Annotated in this window: 17 protein-coding genes; 9 read left to right on the forward strand and 8 right to left on the reverse strand. The window is 71.4% G+C overall.

Annotation, left to right across the window (positions count from 1 at the left end; translation table 11 throughout):
- Nucleotides 1–71 precede the first annotated feature (71 nt).
- Nucleotides 72–1,043, reverse strand: a complete 972-nt coding sequence (locus FNH05_RS04585) for a quinone oxidoreductase family protein (protein WP_144586004.1) — start codon at nt 1,041–1,043, stop codon at nt 72–74.
- Between the two features lie 88 nt (nt 1,044–1,131).
- Here FNH05_RS04585 and FNH05_RS04590 point away from each other — a divergent pair, with 88 nt between their 5' ends.
- Entirely contained in the window at nt 1,132–1,446 is a 315-nt protein-coding gene (locus FNH05_RS04590; RefSeq protein ID WP_144586005.1) for a hypothetical protein, read from the forward strand.
- A 17-nt stretch (nt 1,447–1,463) separates the two neighbouring features.
- On the opposite strand, the gene FNH05_RS04595 is transcribed toward FNH05_RS04590, so the two are convergent.
- The 5 genes from FNH05_RS04595 to mptB form a co-directional block, all read right to left on the reverse strand.
- Nucleotides 1,464–2,399, reverse strand: a complete 936-nt coding sequence (locus tag FNH05_RS04595) for an acyl-CoA desaturase (RefSeq protein ID WP_144586006.1) — start codon at nt 2,397–2,399, stop codon at nt 1,464–1,466.
- A gap of 145 nt (nt 2,400–2,544) precedes the next feature.
- Nucleotides 2,545–3,522 (reverse strand): COX15/CtaA family protein, encoded by a 978-nt coding sequence (locus FNH05_RS04600; RefSeq protein WP_144586007.1) that lies wholly within the window; start codon nt 3,520–3,522, stop codon nt 2,545–2,547.
- Between the two features lie 25 nt (nt 3,523–3,547).
- Nucleotides 3,548–4,273, reverse strand: coding sequence for an ABC transporter permease (locus tag FNH05_RS04605; protein ID WP_186382375.1), 726 nt, complete (start codon nt 4,271–4,273; stop codon nt 3,548–3,550).
- A 56-nt stretch (nt 4,274–4,329) separates the two neighbouring features.
- Nucleotides 4,330–5,256, reverse strand: a complete 927-nt coding sequence (locus FNH05_RS04610; RefSeq protein ID WP_144586009.1) for an ABC transporter ATP-binding protein — start codon at nt 5,254–5,256, stop codon at nt 4,330–4,332.
- 11 nt (nt 5,257–5,267) lie between these two features.
- Nucleotides 5,268–6,896, reverse strand: coding sequence for a polyprenol phosphomannose-dependent alpha 1,6 mannosyltransferase MptB (mptB, locus tag FNH05_RS37820; RefSeq protein WP_186382374.1), 1,629 nt, complete (start codon nt 6,894–6,896; stop codon nt 5,268–5,270).
- A gap of 95 nt (nt 6,897–6,991) precedes the next feature.
- Here mptB and FNH05_RS04620 point away from each other — a divergent pair, with 95 nt between their 5' ends.
- The 8 genes from FNH05_RS04620 (at nt 6,992) to FNH05_RS04655 (ending at nt 14,121) form a co-directional block, all read left to right on the forward strand.
- Nucleotides 6,992–7,744 (forward strand): helix-turn-helix transcriptional regulator, encoded by a 753-nt coding sequence (locus FNH05_RS04620; RefSeq protein ID WP_144586010.1) that lies wholly within the window; start codon nt 6,992–6,994, stop codon nt 7,742–7,744.
- Nucleotides 7,741–9,189: a Fe-S cluster assembly protein SufB gene (gene sufB, locus FNH05_RS04625; protein ID WP_144586011.1), complete on the forward strand. Its 1,449-nt coding sequence runs from the start codon at nt 7,741–7,743 to the stop codon at nt 9,187–9,189. Before FNH05_RS04620 ends, sufB begins: the two co-directional genes overlap by 4 nt.
- Before the next feature lies 1 nt (nt 9,190).
- On the forward strand, nt 9,191–10,363 hold the full coding sequence (gene sufD, locus FNH05_RS04630; RefSeq protein ID WP_144586012.1) for a Fe-S cluster assembly protein SufD: 1,173 nt from the start codon (nt 9,191–9,193) through the stop codon (nt 10,361–10,363).
- Nucleotides 10,364–10,442: 79 nt separating this feature from the next.
- Nucleotides 10,443–11,213 (forward strand): Fe-S cluster assembly ATPase SufC, encoded by a 771-nt coding sequence (gene sufC, locus FNH05_RS04635; protein ID WP_144586013.1) that lies wholly within the window; start codon nt 10,443–10,445, stop codon nt 11,211–11,213.
- Nucleotides 11,214–11,257: 44 nt separating this feature from the next.
- The gene (locus FNH05_RS04640) at nt 11,258–12,562 is read left to right on the forward strand and encodes a cysteine desulfurase (protein WP_144586014.1); all 1,305 of its coding nucleotides are present in this window, start codon (nt 11,258–11,260) and stop codon (nt 12,560–12,562) included.
- Nucleotides 12,559–13,005, forward strand: a complete 447-nt coding sequence (gene sufU / locus FNH05_RS04645; RefSeq protein WP_144586015.1) for a Fe-S cluster assembly sulfur transfer protein SufU — start codon at nt 12,559–12,561, stop codon at nt 13,003–13,005. Before FNH05_RS04640 ends, sufU begins: the two co-directional genes overlap by 4 nt.
- The gene (locus FNH05_RS04650) at nt 13,002–13,397 is read left to right on the forward strand and encodes a metal-sulfur cluster assembly factor (RefSeq protein ID WP_144586016.1); all 396 of its coding nucleotides are present in this window, start codon (nt 13,002–13,004) and stop codon (nt 13,395–13,397) included. Before sufU ends, FNH05_RS04650 begins: the two co-directional genes overlap by 4 nt.
- A gap of 190 nt (nt 13,398–13,587) precedes the next feature.
- Nucleotides 13,588–14,121: a snapalysin family zinc-dependent metalloprotease gene (locus FNH05_RS04655; RefSeq protein WP_144586017.1), complete on the forward strand. Its 534-nt coding sequence runs from the start codon at nt 13,588–13,590 to the stop codon at nt 14,119–14,121.
- A 19-nt stretch (nt 14,122–14,140) separates the two neighbouring features.
- Here the strand turns inward: FNH05_RS04655 and FNH05_RS04660 are convergent, their stop codons facing one another.
- Together FNH05_RS04660 and FNH05_RS04665 are read right to left on the reverse strand one after the other, a co-directional pair.
- Entirely contained in the window at nt 14,141–15,820 is a 1,680-nt protein-coding gene (locus FNH05_RS04660) for a GGDEF domain-containing protein (RefSeq protein WP_144586019.1), read from the reverse strand.
- A 98-nt stretch (nt 15,821–15,918) separates the two neighbouring features.
- Nucleotides 15,919–16,652: lycopene cyclase family protein (locus FNH05_RS04665; RefSeq protein WP_246127531.1), on the reverse strand; the 734-nt coding region annotated here is incomplete at its 5' end.

The following is a 16,652-nucleotide window of genomic DNA, read 5'->3' on the forward strand; positions in this document are numbered from 1 at the left end:
CACAGTCGATTTGACTGTGAAGGGACCCTTCACGGCTTGCCACGGTCCCGGGAGGGCCGGGAGAGCCCAGGTCAGGGGATGAGCAGGAGTTTGCCGGTGGTGCGGCGGCCCTGCAGGTCCTCGTGCGCCCGCCGCGCGTCGGCCAGGGGGTAGCGGCCGCCGATGCGGAGGGTGAGGGCGCCGCCGGTCACGGCGTCGAAGAGTTCCCGGGCCCGCCAGTCCAGCTCCTCCCGGGTGCGGACGTAGTGGGCGGCCGTGGGCCGCGTGAGGTACAGGGAGCCGCCGGAGTTGAGGCGCTGCGGGTCGAAGGGCGGCACCGGGCCGCTCGCCGCGCCGAACAGCGCGAGCACGCCCCGGATGCGCAGGCTCGCGAGGCTGCCGTCGAAGGTGTCCTTCCCGACCCCGTCGTAGACGACGGCGACCCCTTCGCCGCCGGTCAGGTCGCGGGTGGCCTGGGCGAAGTCCACCTGGTCGTAGCGGATCACGTCGTCGGCACCGGCCTCGCGCGCGAGCTTTTCCTTCTCTTCGCTGGACACCGTGCCGATCACCCGTGCGCCGCGGGCCTTGGCCAGCTGCACCAGCAGCAGCCCCACCCCGCCTGCCGCGGCGTGCACCAGGATGTCGTCGCCCTCCTGCACCTCGTAGGTGGAGCGCACGAGGTAGTGCGCGGTGATGCCCTGCAACAGCAGCGCGGCCGCCGTCTCGTCCGGGACGCCCTCCGGCACCGGCACCGCGATCCCGGCCGGGATGCGGGCCTGCTGCGCGTACCCGCCGAGCTGCCCCTGCCAGGCGACCCGGTCCCCGGGCCGGAACCCGGTCACGTCCGGGCCGACGGCCGCCACCGTCCCGGCGCCCTCCATGCCCAGGGTGGCGGGAAGCTCCAGCTGGTAGATACCGCTGCGGTGGTAGGTGTCGATGTAGTTCACGCCCGCCGCGGCCACGTCGACGAGCAGTTCCCCGGGACCGGGATCGCCGATCTCGACCTCGGCCGCCTTCAGCACTTCGGGGCCGCCGGTCTGGTGGATCTGCACTGCCGTGGGCATGGGACCTCCTCGGATCATGACTGCCGTTCCCCCGTACCAAGTCTCACAGTCGGTGAGATGTTCCGCTCCCACGGCTTAAGATGCGCGAGTGGCTGAAGAGACCGAGAAGATCAAGGCACCCACCGCGGCGCAGCTGAACGCGGCCCGGCGTTTTGTCGCCGAGCACGGCAAGCCGTCCAAGGCGGTCGTGGAGAACATCGGCCGGGCCGGGGCCCGTGTCGTGCTGGTCGGCGCCGACGGCGCGCTGGGCGACGTGCTGGTGCCCGCGCCCGCGACCGGCGAGGCGCTCGTCGAAGCGGTGGCCGACCTCGAACCCGCCGAATGGGACGCCGAGACCGTCAACGCCACCAGGATCGGCCCGGAGCACCGGCGCCGGATGGCGGGCCCGCGCGCCCGCCGCTGAGGTCGTTCCGCCCGCGGTCAGGCCGTCTTGACGCGCCTGGCCGCGAGCCGCTCCGCCCGGGGCCACCGCACGTCCCGGGCCCAGCGTAGCTTCTCGAAGATCCAGATCACCCGCGCCGACACGTCGATCTGGCCGCGCAGCACCCCGTGCCGGGCGCAGGTCGGGTCGGCGTGGTGCGAGTTGTGCCAGGACTCGCCCATGGACAGGATCGCCAGCGGCCAGAAGTTGGTCGCCCGGTCCCGGCTGGTGAACGGCCGCGCGCCCATCAGGTGGCAGATCGAGTTGACCGACCAGGTCACGTGGTGCAGGAAGGCGACGCGCACCAGCCCCGCCCAGAAGAAGGCGGTCACCGCGCCCTGCCACGACCAGCTCAGCAGCCCGCCGAGCAGGGCGGGCAGGCCGAGGCTGAGCGTGATCCACAGCCAGAAGAAGCGGTCGACCAGGCGCAGATCGCGGTCGGCGACCAGATCCGGGGCGAACCGGTCGTAGTTGGTGACCTCGCGGCGGAACATCCAGCCCATGTGCGCGTGCCAGAACCCGCGGGCCAGGGCCGTCGGCGTGGTGCCGAACAGCCAGGGGGAATGCGGGTCGCCATCGCGGTCGGCGAACGCGTGGTGGCGGCGGTGGCTGGCCACCCAGAAGATCACCGAGCCCTGCACCGCCATGCTGCCGGCGATGGCGAGGGCCACCCGCAGCGACCGCCGGGCCTTGAAGGCGCCGTGCGTGAAGTAGCGGTGGTAGCCCACGGTGACACCGAGGGTGGCCACCACGTAGAACACGGCGGCCAGCGTCAGGTCGAGCCAGGACAGTCCCCAGCCCCACGCCAGGGGCAGGGCGGCGAGCAGGGCCGCGAACGGGATCAGCAGGAACGCCTTGAGCACGATCATCTGCCCCGCCGGCCGGTGATGGGAGATCAGCGGTTTGGCGCCGGCTCGGACGTCGGTGGCACTCATGGGGCGGGGACCTCACTGCGGGCTGCGGGCGAAACCGGACAATTCCACCCTGGGTACGCGCAGCGTAGCGGGGCGTCCTGTCGGCGGCACCGCTGCCGCGTTACCGCCACATGACCGGCAGGAGACCTCCTGCCCCGCCGCTCCCTCAGCGGGCGGGGGTGAGTTCCCCGGACTCGCGAGGGGCGGGAGTGCCCGACACCGGCGCACCGCGGTCGCGGGAGCCGCACCACAGGGCGGCGGTCGCGATGATCACCAGCGCCGAACCGAGCACGTGCAGGGCCACCAGCACCTCCGGCACGCCCAGTGCGTACTGGACGGAGCCGAGCAGGCCCTGCGCGAGCGCGACGGCCCAGACGGCGCCGTAGCGCCGCCACACCTCAGCCGGGACGGGGCCGCGCATCAGCGCAAGGCCGAAGGTCGCCAGGACGACGAGGTAGGCCACGAGCAGTCCGCCGTGGATCTGGGCGAGCGTCTCGATGGGGGCCTGGAAGCGGTGGGTGCCGGGGTCACCGCCGTGCGGACCGGCGCCGCTGACCGTGGTGCCCGCGGCGAGCACCAGCCACATCAGCACGACGAGCGGCACGAGCAGCTTCCGGGCGAGCGGGGGGACGACCGGACGGGGCGGTTCGTCGCCCTCGTTGAACGCGCGCAACAGCAGGACCGCGAGCCAGACCAGCGGGGTGGAGACCAGGAAGTGGATGGCCACCGTCCACCATTCGAGCTTCGCGAGCACCGTCATCCCGCCGACCACGGCCTGCAGGACGATGCCGCCGGGCAGCGTCCAGGCCAGCTTGACCAGCCGGCGCCGGGACGGGTGGTCGAGCACGATGCGCCAGGCCGCGAGCACGGCCGCGACCGCGGCGACGAAGAGCACGAAGGTGAGCAGGCGGTTGCCGAACTCGATCCACTGGGTGACCGTCTGGTACTGGGCGTGGTCGACGGGCACCATGCTGCCCGGCTGGCACTGGGGCCAGGTGGAGCAGCCGAGTCCGGAGCCGGTGACGCGGACGACGGAACCGGTGACGCCGATCCCGGCCTGGGTGACCACCGCCGCGACGCCGATGGCCCGCTGGACCGTGCGCGACGGGTAGGGCAGGCGTTCGACGTAGGGCGTTAGGAACACAAGCCGATGGTAGGCCCGGCCCGGTTCAGGTCAGCCGGGTGGTGCGGGTGGCGATGACGCCCGCCACAACACCCCAGCCGAGCAGCACTGCGACGGGCTCCAGCCCGAGGGTGCCGTCGACCAGTGCCTCGCGCAGGCCCTCGGCCAGCGCGCCGGAGGGCAGCAGTTCGACCAGGGTGGCCGCGCCGGAGGGCAGTGCGGACGGGGCGAGCAGGATGCCGCCCGCCAGCAGCAGCGCGAACCACACGATGTTGGCCAGTGCGAGCACCACCTCGGCCCGCAGCGCGCCGCCGAGCAGCACACCGAGCGCGCCGAAGCTGAGCGTGCCCAGCACCAGCAGCAGGACGGCCTCGGCCACGCCGGCACCGGACGGGGTCCAGCCGAGGAAGGCGGCGACGATGCCCAGGACGACCACCTGCACCGCGACCACCACCAGCGCCGAAACGATGCGCCCGGCGACCAGCAGCCAGCGGGGCAGTGCGGTGGCCGACAGGCGCTTGAGCACGCCGTAGCGGCGGTCGAAGCCCAGCGCGATGGCCTGGCCGGTGAAGGCGGAGGACATCACCGCCAGCGCGAGGATCCTCGGCGTGATCCAGTCCACCTTGGACACCGGACCGAGGTTGCCGGTGGGCAGGACGTCCAGCACGGTGAGGCCGACCAGCAGGGCCAGCGGGATGAGCAGGGTGAGCAGGATCTGCTCGCCGTTACGCAGGGTGAGGCTCGTCTCGACCTTCGCGTGGGCGAGCAGCATCCGCCCGCGACGGCCGGTACCGGGCTTGGGGGTGAAGGTGCCAGGGGCGAAGGTGGTCACGAGCGCAGCTCCCGTCCGGTCAGCTCGAGGAAGACCTCTTCCAGGTCGCGCCTGCCCACGTGCAGCTCCTCGGCCAGCACGCCCTGTTGCGCACACCACGAGGTGACGGTGGACACCACCTGCGGGTCGACCCGGCCGAGCACCCGGTAGCTGCCCGCCACGAGCTCCTCCACCTGGTAGCCCTCGGGCAGCGCGGCGGACAGCAGCGTGGTGTCCAGCCCGGCGCGCGCCTTGAAGCGCAGTTGCGCGGCGTCGCCGTCCTCGGCGGTCAGTGCGCTGGGCGTGCCCTCGGCGATGACCCGCCCGCCGTCGACGATCACCACGTCGTCGGCCAGCGCCTCGGCCTCCTCCATCAGGTGTGTGGTGAGCAGCACGCTCACCCCGTCGGCGCGCAGCGCGCCGAGCAGGTCCCACACCAGGCGCCGGGCCTGCGGGTCCATGCCCGCGGTCGGCTCGTCGAGGAAGACCAGTTCCGGGCGTCCCACCAGGGCGCAGGCCAGGGAAAGCCGCTGCTGCTGGCCGCCGGAGAGCCGCTTGAACGGGGTGCGGCGGGCGGAGGTCAGGCCGAGGACGTCGAGCAGCCACGCGGGGTCGAGCGGGTCCGCGGCGCAGGCGGCGACCAGGCCCAGCATCTCCCCGGCCCGGACGCCGGGGTAGGCCCCGCCGCCCTGGGGCATCACGCCGATGCGGGGTTTGAGGGCGGCGCCGTCCCGCACCGGGTCGAGACCGAGCACGCGGACGGTGCCGGCGTCGGGGCGCAGGAAGCCCTCGCAGATCTCCACGGTGGTGGTCTTGCCCGCGCCGTTGGGCCCGAGCAGGGCCAGCAGCCGGCCGCGGTCCATCTTGAGGTCCAGGCCGTCGACGGCGATCTTCGAGCCGTATCTCTTCACCAGTCCGGTGATCTCGACGGCAGGGGTGCTCACGACCGACAAGCCTACGACCCCGTTCCGGCGAGCGGCGCGGGCCTGGCCCGGTCGCGGCGCAGCAACGAGGGCGCTGTGCGGCGCACCACAAGCAAAGCGACCAAAACCACCACGATTCCGGCGGCGTAGGCCTGCAGCGGCACGAACGAGCGGCCGTTGAAGCTGCTGCCGGGCGGACCGGCCAGGAAGGCGAGCACCGCGCTCACCACCGTCGCCGCCACCCGGAAGCGGGAGGTCCCGGCGGCCGCGGCGAGCGGGATGACCGCCCACAGCAGCCACCAGGGCTGCATCGCGACGTGCAGCATCATGAACGCGCCGAGCGAGACGCCGAGGCCGATGATGGGCCGGTAGCGCCAGCGGAAGCTGTCCCACAGGAACTTCACCGTGATGAGCCCGGCCACCAGTGTGCCCGCCAGCTGGATGATCGACACCAGGGAATCGGTGTGGTTGCCGAGGCCCAGCGCGATGCCGAGCACACCGCCGAGGTTGGCCAGCTCGGCGGTGGGGGAGATCCAGCTGCGGACCAGGCCGGGGGTGCCCAGCGCGCCGACCCAGCCGAAGCCGAGGCCGGTGCCGTAGCAGACCGCGACCATCACCACCGCGAACACGCCGGTCATCAGCGCGCCCGCGCGCAGCAGGTCCGCGATGCGGCCGTGCCAGCGCCGCGCGATCACCACCCCGAAGAAGCCCAGCGCGATCAGCGCGTTGATCTTCACCGCGGCGCCGAGGGTGATGACGGTCGCGCCGAGCACGATGAACAGCAGTTCGCCCCGCGCGAGCGGGGGCGGGGTGTCACCGGCCACGCGGACCGGCAGCCGCCGGATGCCCAGTTCGAGCCCGGCGAGCATGAGGCCGATGCCGAGCGCCTCGTTGTGCGCGCCCGCCACCAGGTGGAACAGCACCAGGGGGTTGGCCGCGCCGAGCCACAGCGCGGTCGCGGGCTCGACCCCGAACCGGCGGGCCAGCCGCGGCAGCGCCCAGATGATCAGCACCACCCCGGCCAGCGCCATCGCCCGCTGCAGCAGCACCCCGGCCACGATGTTGTCGCCGACCAGGCCGGAGATCAGGCTGCCCAGCTTGAGGAACAGCGGGCCGTAGGGGGCGGGCGTCTCGCGCCACATGTTGGACACGCCGCTGGTCAGCGGGTCGCCGACGCCGAGGGCCTGCGCCGGGCCGAGGGAGTACGGGTCCATCCCGCGGTGCACGATCTCGCTCTGCGCCAGGTAGCTGTAGACGTCACGGGAGAACAGCGGCGGGATGACCATCAGCGGGGTCAGCCACATCACCAGCGTGCGGGTCAGCTGCGGCCTGCTGGCCAGCCGGGCGCGCCCCGGACGGGCGAACCTGCCGAGCATCAGCCAGGCGAGTACCAGCATCCCCATCCCGGTGAACGCCATCGCCAGCGAAACGGTGGGGATGCGGGCGAACAGCCTCAGGACGGGGATGTCCTGCACGGGGTTGAGCACCGGTGCCGCCCCCGCGCCCAGCGAGCCGAGCGCGAGAAACAGCGCGCCCACCGTGCCCAGCCTGCGCACCACATCCAGGGCCCGCAGCTCCGCGGGCTCCAGTGCGCCGGCCTCGGGCGGCCGCACGGGCGACGCGACAGGTCGCTCTTCGGTCTCCGGCTCGCCAATTGCCACCCTCGAAGGGTATCGACAAGCGCGGACCCGTGACGCGAGTCACTGCCGATTGATCTCTCTTTGCCCTCGGCGCCGAAATACGACACACTTATGTTGTGAAAAAGAGCGGCGCATCACGACAGCCGGACGGCGAGCCACGCCGCCCGGAGGTCACGGTGCCCGCACAGCTGAGCACCGAGGGCCGGACCAGGCACGCCGTGGCGCGGCTGCTGCTGGAGGACGGGCCGATGACCGCCGTGGTGGTCGCGGACCGGCTGGGCATCAGCCCGACGGCGGTCCGCCGCCACCTCGACGCCCTGCTGGCCGACGGCGAGGCCGAGACCAGGGACGCGCCCCGGCGCGGCCCGCGCGGTCGCGGCCGTCCGGCGAAGCTCTTCCTGCTCACCGAGGCGGGACGGGCCCGGTTCGGCCACGCCTACGACGACCTGGCCGTCTCGGCCATCCGGTTCCTCGCCGAGCACGCGGGCGAGGACGCGGTCCGGGCCTTCGCCGAACGGCGGGTCGCCTCCCTGGTGGAGCCGCACCGGTCGGCGGTGACCGCCTCCGGTGAGCCCGCCCGGCGCGCCGAGGCCCTCGCCGCGGCCCTGACCAGGGAGGGTTACGCTGCGTCGACCCGCCAGGTCGGCAGCGGTGAGCAGCTGTGCCAGCACCACTGCCCGGTCGCCCACGTCGCAGCCGAGTTCCCGCAGCTGTGCGAGGCCGAGACCGAGGCGTTCGCCGCGTTGCTGGGCACGCACGTGCAGCGCCTGGCGACGATCGCGCGTGGTGACGCCGCGTGCACCACCCACGTCCCCGCGGAGAGCCCGCAGGGTCACCCACGAACTCCGGATGGAGGGACCAGCGCATGACTGCCGCTGCCGAGCAGCGCACTCCCGCCACAGCTCCGCTGACCCAGGAAGAGACCATCGACTCCCTGGGCAACTACGCGTTCGGCTGGGCCGACCCGGATGCGGCGGGAGCCAGCGCCCGGCGTGGACTGAACGAGGATGTCGTGCGCGACATCTCCGGGAAGAAGTCCGAGCCGGACTGGATGCTCGAAACGCGCCTGAAGGCGCTGAAGCTCTTCGGGCGCAAGCCGATGCCGAACTGGGGCGCCGACCTCTCGGGCATCGACTTCGACAACATCAAGTACTTCGTCCGCTCCACCGAGAAGCAGGCGGCCAGCTGGGACGAACTGCCCGCCGACATCAAGAACACCTACGACAAGCTGGGCATCCCGGAGGCGGAGAAGCAGCGGCTGATCGCGGGGGTGGCGGCCCAGTACGAGTCCGAGGTCGTCTACCACAAGATCCGTGAGGACCTCGAGGCCCAGGGCGTGGTGTTCCTGGACACCGACACCGGCCTGCGCGAGCACCCGGAGCTGTTCAAGGAGTACTTCGGCTCGGTCATCCCGGCCGGGGACAACAAGTTCTCCGCGCTCAACACCGCGGTGTGGTCGGGCGGCTCGTTCATCTACGTGCCGCCGGGCGTGCACGTGGACATCCCGCTGCAGGCCTACTTCCGGATCAACACCGAGAACATGGGCCAGTTCGAGCGGACGCTGATCATCGTCGACGAAGGCGCCTACGTCCACTATGTGGAAGGCTGCACCGCGCCGATCTACAAGTCCGACTCGCTGCACTCGGCGGTGGTCGAGATCATCGTGAAGAAGGGCGGCCGCTGCCGCTACACGACGATCCAGAACTGGTCGAACAACGTCTACAACCTGGTCACCAAGCGCGCCAAGGCCGAAGAGGGCGCGACCATGGAGTGGATCGACGGCAACATCGGCTCCAAGGTCACCATGAAGTACCCCTCGGTCTTCCTGATGGGCGAGCACGCCAAGGGCGAGGTGCTGTCCGTGGCCTTCGCCGGCGAAGGCCAGCACCAGGACGCCGGGGCGAAGATGGAGCACCTGGCGCCGCACACCTCCTCGACCATCGTGTCGAAGTCGGTGGCGCGGGGCGGCGGCCGCACCTCCTACCGCGGCCTGGTGCGCGTGGCCAAGCGGGCGCACCACTCGCGCTCGACCGTGAAGTGCGACGCGCTGCTGGTGGACAACATCTCGCGCTCGGACACCTACCCCTATGTCGACATCCGCAACGACGACGTGTCCATGGGGCACGAGGCGACGGTGTCGAAGGTGAGCGAGGACCAGCTGTTCTACCTGATGTCGCGGGGCCTCACCGAGGACGAGGCGATGGCCATGGTGGTGCGCGGGTTCGTCGAGCCCATCGCGCGCGAGCTGCCCATGGAGTACGCGCTCGAACTGAACCGCCTGATCGAACTGCAGATGGAAGGAGCCGTCGGCTGACATGACGGTGGCTGACAAAACCTCCAACGTCGCTGCGGCAGGGGAGGCCGTCGTTCCGGCGGCCTCCCGCGCCGAGCGCTTCACCGGGTACGACGTCGAGGCCTTCGAGGTCCCGACGGGCCGCGAGGAGAACTGGCGGTTCACCCCGATGAAGCGGCTGCGCGGGCTGCACGACGGCACCGCCACCGCCACCGGGGAAACCAAGGTCGAGGCCGACGCCGCCCCCGAGGTCCGCGTGGAGACCGTCGGCCGGGAGGACGAGCGGCTGGGGCAGGCGGGCGTACCGGGCGACCGGGTCGCCGCACAGGCCTACAGCTCGTTCACCTCGGCCACCGTGGTCACCGTGGGAAGGGAGACCAGGGCCTCGAAGCCCACGGTGCTCCGGCTCACCGGGCCCGGTGAGGGCGCGGTCGCCTACGGCCACGTCCAGGTGCGCGCCGAGGCCTACGCCGAGGCGGCGGTCGTGCTCGACCACACCGGGTCCGGCACCTACGCCGACAACGTCGAGTTCCTGCTCGGCGAGGGCGCGAAGCTGACCGTGGTCAGCGTGCAGGACTGGGCCGACGACGCGGTGCACGTCTCCGAACAGCACCTCAAGCTCGGCAAGGACGCCACGCTGAGGCACATCGTGGTGACCCTCGGCGGCGACCTCGTGCGCATGTCCCCCACCGCGACGTTCGCCGACAAGGGTGGCGACCTGGAGCTGCTGGGCCTGTACTTCGCCGACGCGGGGCAGCACCAGGAGCACCGGCTCTTCGTCGACCACGCGGTGCCGAACTGCCGCTCGAACGTCATGTACAAGGGCGCGCTGCAGGGCGACGACGCGCACACCGTCTGGATCGGCGACGTGCTCATCCGCGCGGCCGCCGAAGGCACCGACACCTACGAGCTCAACCGGAACCTGGTGCTGACCTCGGGAGCGCGCGCCGACTCGGTGCCGAACCTGGAGATCGAGACCGGCGAGATCGCCGGCGCCGGGCACGCGAGCGCGACGGGAAGATTCGACGACGAGCAGTTGTTCTACCTGCAGTCGCGCGGGATCGAGGAGGAGACGGCGCGGCGGCTGGTCGTCCGCGGCTTCTTCCACGAGATCCTCACCAAGATCGACATCCCGGAGGTGCGCGAGCGCCTGCAGGCCGCGATCGAAGCCGAACTGGAAGCCATCGGCGGCTGAGCCGCCGCCCGGCGCCGCGGCCGAGCCGCCGCTGAGCCGAACCGCCCCTCCCGCCACACGAAGGACAAGAACCACAGACATGGCCACACTGGAAATCAAGGATCTGCACGCCGGGGTCAAAACCGACGACGGCGGCGACTCGTTCAAGGAGATCCTCAAGGGTGTCAACCTGACGATCCGGTCCGGCGAGACCCACGCGATCATGGGTCCCAACGGTTCGGGCAAGTCGACGCTCTCCTACGCCATCGCCGGGCACCCCAAGTACGAGGTGACCTCCGGCGAGGTGCTGCTCGACGGCGAGAACGTGCTCGACATGACGGTGGACGAGCGGGCGCGCGCGGGCCTGTTCCTCGCCATGCAGTACCCGGTCGAGGTGCCCGGTGTGTCGATGTCGAACTTCCTGCGCACCGCGGTGACCGCGGTCCGCGGCGAGGCGCCGAAGGTGCGGCACTGGGTCAAGGAAGTCAAGGAAGAGATGGGCAAGCTGGAGATCGCGCCCGAGTTCGCCGAGCGCAGCGTGAACGAAGGCTTCTCCGGCGGCGAGAAGAAGCGGCACGAGATCCTGCAGCTGGCCCTGCTCAAGCCGAAGATCGCGATCCTGGACGAGACCGACTCGGGCCTGGACGTGGACGCGCTGCGCGTGGTGTCCCAAGGGGTCAACGACTACAAGGCGGGCAACGACGTCGGCGTCATGCTGATCACGCACTACACCCGGATCCTGCGCCACATCACGCCCGACTTCGTGCACGTCTTCGCCGACGGCCGGGTCGTCGAGTCCGGCGGCAAGGAACTGGCGGAAGAACTGGAGGAAAACGGGTACGTCAAGTACGTCGGCACCCCCGCCGTCTGACGCGATCCGTTTTCCCACTGGCACGTGAGAGAGGAGTTGGCGCGATGACCACCACGAGCTCGGACGCCAACACGACGGCTACCTCGCTGGACGTCGCCGCGGTGCGCGCCGACTTCCCGATCCTGTCGCGCACGGTCCGTGACGGGAAACCGTTGGTGTACCTGGATTCCGGGGCGACGTCGCAGCGGCCGAGGCAGGTGCTGGACGCCGAGCGCCGATTCCTGGAGACCTCGAACGCGGCGGTGCACCGCGGTGCGCACCAACTGGCCGAGGAGGCCACGGACGCCTACGAGTACGCGCGCAAGCGCACCGCGGAGTTCGTCGGCGCCGACCCGGGCGAGCTGGTGTTCGTCAAGAACGCCACCGAGGGCATCAACCTGGTCGCCTACGCGATGAGCAACGCGGCCACCGATCCGTCGAGCGCTGCTGCGTCTTTTGATGTCGGCCCCGGCGACGAGATCGTCATCACCGCGATGGAGCACCACGCGAACCTGGTGCCGTGGCAGCAGCTGTGCCAGCGCACCGGGGCGACGCTGCGCTGGTTCGGGCTGACCGGCGACTTCCGGCTGGATCTGTCCGAACTGGACGAACTGGTGAACGAGCGCACGAAGCTCGTCGCGTTCGCGCACCAGTCCAATGTGCTCGGCACGATCAACCCGGTCGAGCCGATCGTGAAGCGGGCCAAGGAGGTCGGGGCGCTGACCCTGCTCGACGCCTGCCAGTCGGTGCCGCACATGCCGGTCGACTTCCACGCGCTGGACGTGGACTTCGCGGTGTTCTCCGGGCACAAGATGCTGGCCCCGTCCGGGATCGGTGTGCTCTACGGCAGGCGGGCGCTGCTGGAGGCCATGCCGCCGTTCCTGACCGGTGGTTCCATGATCGAGCTGGTCACCATGGAGCGGACCACCTTCGCCCCGCCGCCGCAGAAGTTCGAGGCCGGGGTGCCGATGACCTCGCAGGCGGTCGGGCTGGGCGCGGCGGTGGACTACCTGACCGCGATCGGCATGGACCGCATCGCCGCGCACGAGCACGTCCTCACCGAGGCCGCGCTGTCCGGGCTGTCGAAGATCCCCGGTGTGCGGATCATCGGCCCGGCCGAGGCGACCGATCGCGGCGCCACCATCGCGTTCGTGATCGACGGGGTGCACCCGCACGACGCGGGGCAGGTGCTGGACAGCCTGGGCATCGCGGTGCGGGTCGGGCACCACTGCGCCTGGCCGCTGCACCGGGCGTGCCAGATCCCGGCGACGGTGCGGGCCACCTTCTACCTGTACAACGATCTGTCCGATGTGGACGCCCTGGTCGACGGGGTCCGTGAGGCGCAGCGATTCTTCGGAGTGGCGGAATGAACCTGGAAAGCATGTACCAGGACATCATCCTGGACCACTACAAGAACCCGCACGGCCGCGGCCTGCGGGAGCCCTACGATGCCGAGTCGTTCCAGGTGAACCCGACCTGCGGGGACGAGATCACCCTGCGGCTCAAGGTGGACGACGGCAAGGTGACGGACGTGTCCTACGAGGGCCAGGGCTGCTCGATCAGCCAGGCCTCGGCCTCGGTGCTGACCGATCTGGTCACCGGCCACGCGGTGGACGAGGCGTTGCACACCATGGACGTGTTCGTGGAGCTGATGCAGGGCCGCGGGCAGATCGAGCCGGACGAGGACGTGCTGGAGGACGGCGTGGCCTTCGCCGGTGTCGCGAAGTACCCGGCGCGCGTGAAGTGCGCGCTGCTGGGCTGGATGGCGTTCAAGGACGCGCTGGTCCGTGCCGAGAAGGGAGCCGAGGCATGAGCGAGGAGACGCAGACCCGCGAGGGTCGCACCGCGGCCGACCTGCCCGAGCAGGCCCAGCCGACGGCCGCCGAGGTGGCCAAGGTCGAGGACATCGAAGAGGCCCTGCGCGACGTGGTCGACCCGGAACTGGGGATCAACGTGGTGGACCTCGGCCTGGTGTACGACATCCGCGTCGAGGCGGACAACACGGTGACGCTGGACATGACGCTCACCTCGGCGGCGTGTCCGCTCACCGACGTGATCGAGGACCAGACCGCCTCGGTGCTGGTCGGGAACGCCGGGCTGGTCAAGGACTTCCGCATCAACTGGGTGTGGATGCCGCCGTGGGGGCCGGAGAAGATCACCGAGGACGGCCGGGAGCAGCTCCGGGCCCTCGGTTTCACCGTGTGAAGACCACTTCTCAAGTGGGTGCTGTGCAGGCCCCTCGCGGACGCTCCGCGAGGGGCCTGCACGTTTCCCGGGTACTCCCCGGCGTATAACGACCTATACCGCGACCCCGTACTTTCGGCGGTGGTGACCGACATCCGCCTCTCGCTACCTTGCTGGTAAATCACCAACGGCAAGGAACTGGGGGCAGGACATGGATCGCAGGCGGGTGTTCGCGGGCATGCTGGTGGCGGCGACGGCGCTGGGCACGCAGCTCGGCACCGGTTCCACCGCACAGGCCGCGACGGTCACCACGCTCTACTACAGCTCTTCCGGGGCACCGGACTACGTGGCGCAGATCGACCAGGCCGCGGCGAACTGGAACCACGCCGTCACCGACGTGCGGCTGGTGCGGGGGTCCGGGGCGACCATCGTGTTCTACGAGACCAACGACGGTCAGGGCTCGTACACCACCACCGACGGCCATGGGAACGGGCAGATCTACCTCGACCAGCAGCAGGTCGCCGAGGGGTACTCGGTCACCCGCATCGCCGCGCACGAACTGGGCCACGACCTGGGGCTGGCCGACGACTACTCCGGGCCGTGCTCGGAGCTGATGTCGGGGCACGGGCCCGGCACCTCCTGCACCAACGCGGTCCCGGACGCGCAGGAAGCGGCCCAGGTCCAGCAGAACTTCGCCGCGGGGTTCGCGGCGGTGTCCCCGGCGCTCATGCGCCTCATGCGCTGAGATCGGGTCCGGCGTGGACTCACGCGGGCTGGTCGACAAGGGTGTGGCGGCCCCCGCCGCGCAGCACCTCCACCCGGTCGGAGCCGGGACGGCCCAGCACCCAGCTCGACCCGGGCACGGCCTTGGCCTGCTTCTTCAGCGGGGCCAGCAGTCGCGAAGCCTCGCGGTAGGAGGCGATCGACGAGGTGGCGCAGACCAGTGTCGCCAGCGACACGGTCACCGGCATGCCCTCGGCCGACCACGGGGTGTCCAGCAGGGCGGTGGCCACGCCGCTGATCTCGTCCACGTCGCAGGCCACCAGGAAGTCGTCGCCCCCGACATGGCCCACGGTCAGGTGCGGCAGCCGCGAGGCCAGGTCGGTGAGCGTCCGGCCGAGCGCGCGGATCAGGTCGTCCCCGGCGGCGAAGCCGCAGCTGTCGTTGACCGACTTGAACGCATCGACGTCCAGCCAGGCGATCACGAAGGCTTCGCGGCAGGCGATCCTGCGGTCGATGTCGCGGGCGAGGGTGTCGCTGCCGGGCAGGCGGGTCAGCGGGTTGAGCGCGGCGGCCGCTTCGACCTTCGCCTCGGCCACGCCGCGCACCACCTCCGTCACCAGCACCACGCCGAGGCAGCGGCCGTGGTCGTCGACCACCACCACGTCGTCGCCCGTGCGGCTCCAGTCCGCGTCGGTGACCAGTTCGAGCAGTTCGAACGCGCCGGCGTCGGCGTGGATGACGTGCGGCGAGTCGGCCAGGCGGCTGGCGGGGCGCCGTGCGTGCAGCGCGTGCCCGTAGGGGCCGGTCACCGAGACCAGGAACCGCGTCCGGTCGATTGACCACTGTGGACGGTTGTGCTCGTCCACCCCGACGATGCCCGAAGGCGCGTCGCCGTCCACGAGGATGTGGCGGACGTCGTCGCAGGTCGCGTCCTCGGGCAGGGTGGAGGCCGGACGCAGGAAGTCCCGCACCCTGGGCATGGTGACCGGCCCCGTCAGCAGCCGTTCGCCTTCCTCGGGTTTCGCGGGGGTGAGCAGGTGGGTCTTCGGCCTGCCGTCGGCGGCCGGGGCGAACAGGTTGCCCTGTGCGATGCGGACGCCGAGTCGGCGCACGGCGCTCAGCTGCGCCTCGGTCTCCAGCCCGGTGGCGACCAGGCGCGCGTCCGTGCGCGAGGTGTAGTGCACCAGGGATTCCACGACGGCGACCGACGCGGCGTCGTGTGGCAGGGCGCTCATCAGGCTGCGGTCGAGCTTGAGCACGTCCGAGGGGGCGGCCGCGAGCAGGGAGAACGGCAGGTCCGCGCGTCCGAGGCCGTCCAGTGCCAGCCGGAACCCCAGCTCACTGAGCCGGTGCAGTCCGGCGAGCAGCTGCTCCGGCCACACCTGGACGAACGGCGGGCCGATCTCCAGTACGACCTCGCGGGGCCGTCGGCCGACGCGGGCGAGCGCGTCCAGCAGCGGGTCGAAGGCCGATTCGGGGGCGGCCGCGGTGGGGGCGGTCAGGTTGAGGTGCAGGGGGAGCAGCGTTTCGTAGTCGGCCTCGGTGCGCGCGGCCTGGACCGCCAGCGCGACGTCCACCTCGGGGAGCCGGCGTTCCCGGCGGGCGAGGTCGAGCAGTTCGTGCACCGAGCCCTTCCCCGGCCGGGCCAGCGCCTCGAGCGCGACGATGCCACCGGTGTGCAGGCTGTACAACGGCTGGAAGGCGAAGCGGACCGCGCTCATTGCTGCATACACGCCCAGATCTTCGCCGGTCAGGGCGGGTTTTCTCCAGACATGTCGACTGATGTTCATCCTGGGTCCGTCCCCATGACCCCAACGGCCTAATGGCAGCCCGCCAACTGTGCGCGCAGGCGCCACGGGGCGGCGCGGAACAGGGCCGTCATCGCCGCCATCGTCCCGGTCACGTCCGTGCGGCCCGAGGTGTAGGCGCGCTGCAGTTCGCCGGGCAGGCCGAAGAACAGTTCGAAGAACTCCGGAAGCCGGTCGCCGGGCATCTCGCGCAGGGCTCGCAGCCCGAACCGGCGCAGCGTGTGCACGGTCCGCGCCGCCGGGGGCCAGAGGACGTGCCGTGCAGCCCGCACCGCCTGTGCGGGGCCGGATCGCAGCCCCTCGGCGAGCGCCGCGGCCACGGCGGGCGCCAGGCGGAGCGAGTCGGCCAGCGAGTACCCCGTGGCCGGGTGGATCAGGCCCGCGGCCGCCCCGAACGCGAGGCCGCGGGGACGCAGCGGGTCGAGTGTGATGCGCACCAGCTCCTCGTCGCCCTCGGGCACGGCACCGGCCCGGAGCAGCCGGGACCGGAGGCGTCCGGCGAGCAGATCGGGGCCCAGTCCCGGCCTGCGGGCCAGGCAGGTCTCCTCGAGCAGGACCCGCCCGCCGCCGACGGGGACCGAGTACAGGAAGGTCGGCTCGCGGGCCGGGGCCGACCAGTCCATGAACACCGCGGTGCCGGCGGGCACCAGCCGCTCGGCCTCCCGGGCCGCGACGACGAGCCCGTAGGCCGTCTGCTGGGTGCCGAGGCCGGGACGCCGCCCGCCGGTGGCGTCCACCAGTACCC

Source organism: Amycolatopsis rhizosphaerae, assembly GCF_007713715.1.
In the GTDB taxonomy this organism is placed as follows: Bacteria; Actinomycetota; Actinomycetes; order Mycobacteriales; family Pseudonocardiaceae; genus Amycolatopsis_E; species Amycolatopsis_E rhizosphaerae.